This window comes from Mesorhizobium sp. M2A.F.Ca.ET.039.01.1.1, assembly GCF_003998035.1.
Lineage (GTDB): Bacteria > Pseudomonadota > Alphaproteobacteria > Rhizobiales > Rhizobiaceae > Mesorhizobium.
This window is the reverse complement of record NZ_RZRY01000399.1, coordinates 1-5,933: the sequence shown is the minus strand read 5'-3', so window position 1 is coordinate 5,933 and position 5,933 is coordinate 1. Positions and strand designations below refer to the sequence as shown.

The 5,933-nt window shown below is 62.6% G+C and carries 7 protein-coding genes and 1 pseudogene; 6 read left to right on the top strand and 2 right to left on the bottom strand.

Annotated elements, in window-relative coordinates:
• Positions 1 to 465 (top strand): invasion associated locus B family protein (locus EOA24_RS24990; protein ID WP_133374599.1); only part of this gene is annotated, 465 nt, incomplete at its 5' end.
• A gap of 73 nt (positions 466 to 538) precedes the next feature.
• Here EOA24_RS24990 and hspQ read toward each other — a convergent pair.
• Positions 539 to 862, bottom strand: coding sequence for a heat shock protein HspQ (gene hspQ, locus EOA24_RS24985; RefSeq protein WP_042642369.1), 324 nt, complete (start codon positions 860 to 862; stop codon positions 539 to 541).
• A 211-nt stretch (positions 863 to 1,073) separates the two neighbouring features.
• Between hspQ and EOA24_RS24980 the strand changes: the two genes are divergently transcribed.
• Positions 1,074 to 2,036, top strand: a complete 963-nt coding sequence (locus EOA24_RS24980; protein WP_126082729.1) for an AEC family transporter — start codon at positions 1,074 to 1,076, stop codon at positions 2,034 to 2,036.
• Here EOA24_RS24980 and EOA24_RS24975 read toward each other — a convergent pair.
• A complete protein-coding gene (locus EOA24_RS24975) occupies positions 2,013 to 3,224 on the bottom strand; it encodes a UbiH/UbiF family hydroxylase (RefSeq protein WP_126082730.1) in 1,212 nt (403 codons plus the stop codon). The genes EOA24_RS24980 and EOA24_RS24975 overlap by 24 nt on opposite strands.
• A gap of 102 nt (positions 3,225 to 3,326) precedes the next feature.
• On the opposite strand from EOA24_RS24975, the gene EOA24_RS24970 reads away from it, so the two are divergent.
• The 4 genes and pseudogenes from EOA24_RS24970 to EOA24_RS43265 all read left to right on the top strand — a co-directional run.
• Positions 3,327 to 4,217 carry a DUF2182 domain-containing protein gene (locus tag EOA24_RS24970; protein ID WP_126082731.1) on the top strand — a complete coding sequence of 297 codons (891 nt, stop codon included), beginning with the start codon at positions 3,327 to 3,329 and terminating at the stop codon, positions 4,215 to 4,217.
• A 12-nt stretch (positions 4,218 to 4,229) separates the two neighbouring features.
• Positions 4,230 to 4,844, top strand: coding sequence for a DUF1326 domain-containing protein (locus EOA24_RS24965; RefSeq protein ID WP_042642362.1), 615 nt, complete (start codon positions 4,230 to 4,232; stop codon positions 4,842 to 4,844).
• Complete coding sequence (pcsA, locus tag EOA24_RS24960) at positions 4,841 to 5,659, top strand: phosphatidylcholine synthase (protein WP_126082732.1); 819 nt, start codon at positions 4,841 to 4,843, stop codon at positions 5,657 to 5,659. Before EOA24_RS24965 ends, pcsA begins: the two co-directional genes overlap by 4 nt.
• Positions 5,660 to 5,789: 130 nt before the next feature.
• A pseudogene (locus EOA24_RS43265) lies at positions 5,790 to 5,933 on the top strand (quinone oxidoreductase); the annotation flags it as partial.

The window sequence follows — 5,933 nt, the reverse complement described above, 5'->3', positions numbered from 1 at the left end:
GTGCAGAACATCGTCACCGCCGGCAATGGCCAGCTCGTCACCGGCGTCAGCCTGATCGAGCTCAAGGGCAAGGTGAACCGCAAGGTCTTCCAGGTCACCGTCCCGACCGGCCGCCTCGTGCCTCCCGGCATCGGCCTGCAGATCGATGGCGGCAAAGCGCAGAAGCTTGACTATGTGATCTGCTTCCCGGACCGCTGCGTCGCCGAAGTGCCGCTGACGGACCAACTCGTGGCGTCTTTCAAGAAGGGTCAGGCGATTTCGCTGACCTCGATCAACTTCCAGAACCAGCCGAACCCCATCAAGATCGCGCTCACCGGCTTCAGCGGCGCCTATGACGGCCCGCCGCTGCAGCAGTCGGACATCGAGGACCGGCAGAAGAAGCTGCAGGACTTCGTCGCCAAGAACAACCAGGATTTCGCCAAGAAGCTCAAGGACGAGCAGGAAAAGGCCAAGACCGCGAACTGATCGCGCAAGCGCGTTTCTCGTGCAAAAAAGCGGGGCAAATGCCCCGCTTTTTTGTTACCTCAAGCCATCACATTCAATGCTTCGACTGGCGCTTAGGCTCGTAGCGGCCGTCCGGCAGCTTGTCGAACATCTCGCCGATCTGCGGATGCCGCACCGGCTCGCCCGACCGGTCCTCGAGCAGGTTCTGCTCGGACACATAGGCGATGTACTCGGTCTCCGAATTTTCCGCCAGAAGATGGTAGAAAGGCTGGTCCTTGCGCGGCCGCACGTCGGCCGGAATGGCTTCGTACCATTCGTCGGTGTTGGCGAATTCGGGATCGACGTCGAAGATCACGCCGCGAAACGGAAACAGCCTGTGGCGAACCACTTGCCCGATCGAGAATTTGGCCGTTTTCATCGCATTCACCACTCAGGTTCCGAGGCGCCTTTCGTGGCCGCGCACAGGGCGCCTAAGACCTTGAATTTACACATCACGCAGCCAAAAATCGACTCCAACTTTCGACTGGGCCTATTTGGCGCAGGCGCCGCCGCAATTCAATAGCCAAGTCCTTGACCCCGGGCGAAGCAACGGGCTAGCCCGCGCGGGAGTTTTCCCGCCTGAGCGAAAAATGTCTGACGTCATCGGTCTCGTCCTTCCCTTCTTCGGCATGATCTTCGTCGGTTTCCTGGTGGCGCGCATCACCCGGCAGCCGCTGGAGGCGCTCGGCTGGATGAACATTTTCATCGTCTATGTCGCGCTGCCGGCGCTGTTCTTCCAACTGCTCGCCAGGACGCCGTTCGATCGGTTGACGGAATGGAGCTTCATCCTTGGCTCGCTCATCGCCACCTATGTCGTCTTCACGGTGATGTTCGCCTGGTCGGTTCTCGTCTCCCGCGGCGGCATCGCGCCCGCGACGGTCACCGCCCTTGCCGCGGCGTACGGCAACATCGGCTATATGGGGCCGGGTCTTGCCTTGCTGGCGTTCGGCGAGCAGGCGGCGGTCCCCGTGGCGCTGATCTTCTGCTTCGAGAACATCGTGCATTTCACGATCGCGCCGATGATGATGGCGCTGTCGGGCAAGGAGAAGGCGCCGCCGCTCCAACTGGCGTGCGGCGTCGCGAAGAAGATCGTGCTGCACCCCTTCATCATCGCGACCGCCCTTGGTGTCGCCGCCGCTTATGTGGAGTTCCACCCGCCGCTGCCTGTCGATCGTTTCCTGGATTATCTCGCCCGCGCGGCCGCGCCTTGCGCCCTGTTCGCCATGGGCGTCACGCTGGCGCTGAGGCCGCTCAACCGTGTGCCGCACGAGCTGGCATTGATTGCCGGGTTGAAGCTGATCGTCCATCCGCTGCTCTGCTATGTCGTGCTGAGCTGGATCGGCAATTTCACGCCGACCTGGGTCTTTTCAGCGATGCTGCTGGCGGCGCTGCCGACGGCGACCAATGTCTTCGTCATCGCGCAGCAGTACGACATATGGGTGCAGCGCGCTTCGGCCAGCGTGCTGATCACGACATGCTTCTCGGTGGTGACGGTGACCGCGCTGCTCTACGCGATCCGACACGGAATCCTACCGGCCGACCTCTTTCCGTAAGCCGCCGGCAATGGCGCGAAAGCCGCTGCCCGGCCGCAATCCCTCGCGCATGAAGAAGGCCCGCAGCGGCGCGAAGCTGCCCAGCGCATTGAGGCCGGCGCTGCGCGCCAGCTGTGCGGGCAGCATGTCGGACAGCAGCGACATGTTGAGCAGGTTCACCGCGCCGCTACGCGCCCATATGTCGGGTCGGCGCCTGGTATCATAAGCGGCAAGACTCCTGCTCGCCCCTGGATCGCCGCGGTTTTCGCCGGCGATTCCAATCAGATCGTCGATGTCCCTGATGCCGAGGTTGAGCCCTTGGGCGCCGATTGGCGGAAACACATGCGCCGCCTCGCCGACCAGCGCGACGCGATTCTGCGCGAACCGGGCGGGCGAAGCTGCCGACAAAGGATAGATCTGGCGGCCCGGCTCGACCGAGACCCGGCCAAGCACCGATTGCATCTGCTGCTCGATACGCTCCGACAGGATTGCATCATCGAGCGCGGCAAGCTCTTGCGCCGTCTCCGGCTTCACGACCCAGACAAGGCTCGATCGCCTGCCGGGCAGCGGCACCTGGGTGAACGGCCCTGTTTCGGTGTGGAACTCGGTCGACACGAAGCCGTGGTCGCTGCGGTGGCCGAAATTGAGGACAAGCGCCGATTGCGGATAAGGCCGCGCGAATGCGCGAATGCCGGCGGCCTCCCGCGCTGGAGACAGGCGCCCGTCGGCGGCGACCGCCAGGGATGCGGAGACTTCGCCCCCGTCGGCCAGCCTTGCACGGGCCTGGTCGGCGTCGAGGCTCCAGGATTCGACCGTGGATTTCAGCCAATGAATGCCGTCATGCGCTGAAGCCGCCTTAGCGAGGATCGGAATAAGGGCATTGTTCGGCAGATTGAGGCCGAACTGTTCCTCGCCGATCTCGCTGGCGCGGAAGGTCACGGTTGGGCTGCGGATCAGCCGCCTTGTGGCGTCGACGATGCGCATCACCTTGAGCGCCGCGGCCTGCGGCTTGAGCTCGGCAAGGACGCCCAGCCGTTCCAGAACTTTCAGGGCGGGGTTCATGAGCGCCGTGGTGCGGCCATCGGTGGTGTTGGCCTCAGGGCCCACCAGCGTCACCTGAAAGCCGGCCTGGGCAAAGCCGAGCGCCGCGATAAGGCCGGCCGGACCGCTGCCGGCAACCAGGATGCGGGCTCTGTCGTTATGATCCACGTCATGCTTCCACGTTGGGAGGCGCCCCGTCGGGCCCTTATCCAAGATATAGGTCGGATCAGCCGGCTTGATCAACGCGGCGATTCAGCCCATTCGATTGCCATGAGCGGGGAGCAGCAGGATTTCAACCATCTCGACCGCGCGGGGCGCGCGACGGCCGGCGTGGCGCGCAGTCCGCGCTTTGCGGTGACGCTCACGGTGGGTGTCGCCATCGTCCTTGCATGGTTGCTTCTCGGCGCGATGGCGATCCGCGGCGCTGAAGGCAGCCTTGCCGGCAGACCCGGCGATTTGCTGCTCAAGAATCTCCCGAGCCTGCCTTTTCCGGATTTTCTCGACCGGTTCTTTGCTCTCTGCCTTGCGCCGGCGCCGCTTGCCGGCCCGGCTGGCCTGCAGGTACCGGCGCTTGTGCTGATGTGGTTCCTGATGGCGGTTGCCACGATGCTGCCTTCCGCCGCGCCGCTGATCCGCACCTATTGCGAGATTGCCGACACAGCGCGGATCAAGGGCGAGCCGGTTGTTCAACCGCTGGTGCTCGTTACCGGATACCTCACCACTTGGCTTGGCGCGTCCGCGGCTTTCGCCGCGCTGACGCTCGCGGTCTACGCTTTTGCCGGTTCCGGCCGGATGCTCGATCCCGCAGTCGGTATTGCCGGCGCCGCGGCACTGCTTGTTGCAGGCCTTTATCAATTTAGCGGCTTGAAACAGGCGTGCCTGGAAAAATGCCGCAACCCGTTCTCGATCCTGTTCGCCAATTGGAGCGCGAAACCGGGCCGCATCTTCCAACTAGGAGTGGAGCAGGGCGTCTGGTGCCTTGGCTGCTGCTGGGCGCTGATGCTGGTGATGTTCGCCGTCGGCGCGATGAACATCTTCTGGATGGCGCTGATCGGCCTGTTCACCCTGATCGAAAAACAGACCACCGGCAGGGTGGCCAGCCGGGTCGCCGGTACGATACTGCTTGTGTGGGCGGCAGCCCTGCTATTAGTTTCGGCGTAAGGGGAGAATTCGATGACCGACCAAAGCTGGGCGATGAAAGGGGAGCTGGTACTCTCATGCAATTGCACGGTTTTCTGCCCCTGCGTGCTGTCGCTCGGCAGCCACCCGCCGACGGAAGGTTACTGCCAGACCTGGGCTGGCTTCCGCATCGATGCCGGCCATTTCGGCGAAGTCGACCTTTCGGGTCTCAATCTCGGCCTGGTCATGGAAATCCCCGGCTATATGAGCCGCGGCAACTGGAGCGCCGGACTGTTCATCGACAAGCGGGCGTCAGTCTATGCGGTCAAAGCGCTGACCAAGATCTTCACGGGTAAGGCCGGCGGCACCACCTCGCTGCTGTCGATCCTTGTCGGCAAATTCCTCGGCGTCGAGCAGGTGCCGATTACCTATGAGACGCGTGACAGGACGCGCGTCTTCCAAATACCGAAGATCATCGACGGCGCGGTGACGCCGATCCCCGGCAAGGACCGTGAAAAGGATACGGTGATCACCAATTCAGAATATTGGATCGCGCCGGAAATCATCGTGGCGAAGTCCGACAAGAGCAAGATGCGCGCCTTCGGCCGCAACTGGAATTTCGCCGGCCGATCGGCCGAAATCTGCAAGCTGGACTGGCGGGGACCGTGAGCAAGAATACAACGGCCAGGAAGGCGGCGAAGAAGATCGCGCAGCGGATTCCGTTGCCGAAGAAGAAGGTGACGTGGCCGCAGGCGCGTGCGTTTTCCGTTCATCTGCTGACCGCGTCAGGATCGTTCCTGGCCTTCCTGTCGCTGGTGGCGGCGAGCGAGGAACGCTGGACGGCGATGTTCTGGTGGCTGGGGCTGGCGCTGTTCGTCGACGGCATCGACGGCCCGATCGCCAGGAAGCTCGAGGTCAAGGAGATCCTGCCGACATGGTCGGGAGAACTCCTCGACAACATCATCGACTACGTCACCTACGTGCTCATCCCGGCCTTCGCGCTCTATCAGCGCGGCTTCATGGGCGAGAACCTATCCTTCCTGTCGGCGGCCATTATCGTCGTCTCCAGCGCGATCTACTATGCAGACACCGGCATGAAGACGAAGGAGAACTTCTTCAAGGGCTTCCCTGTCGTCTGGAACATGGTGGTGTTCACGCTGTTCGTCATCGAGCCGGGGCAATGGGTATCGTTCGCCGTGGTGGTTATTGCCGGTATTTTGACCTTCCTGCCGATCAACTTCATTCATCCGGTGCGCGTGGTGCGGCTGAGGCCGGTCAATCTCGGCATGACGCTTTTGTGGTGCGCCTTCGGCGCGCTGGCGCTGGCGCAGGCAGCACTTGCCGCCTTCTATGACAAGATCGGCGTGCTGGGAGAGCAGGTCAGCGACTTCACCAAGATCGGCATTACCATCACCGGCCTCTATCTCGCCTGTATCGGGGGCATCATGCAGATGTTCCCCAGTCTGGGCGCCAGGAAGTCCTGATCCTGGATCAGGACATTTTTGGTCGAATGGTCATCCTGACCTAGCTGTCTATCGGCCCATGATCTTTCAAACATCGGCTGGCCCTTTCGGGGTCATGCTCCAGTTTACGTACCCTTCAGAGAGTTGAGCGATGTCCAAGGCAATCCGCATCCACGCCAATGGCGGCCCCGAAGTCCTGGCTTACGAGGATGCCGATCCCGGCCAGCCGGGAGAAGGCCAGATCCTGATCCGGCACACGGCGATCGGCCTGAACTTCATCGACGTCTATTACCGC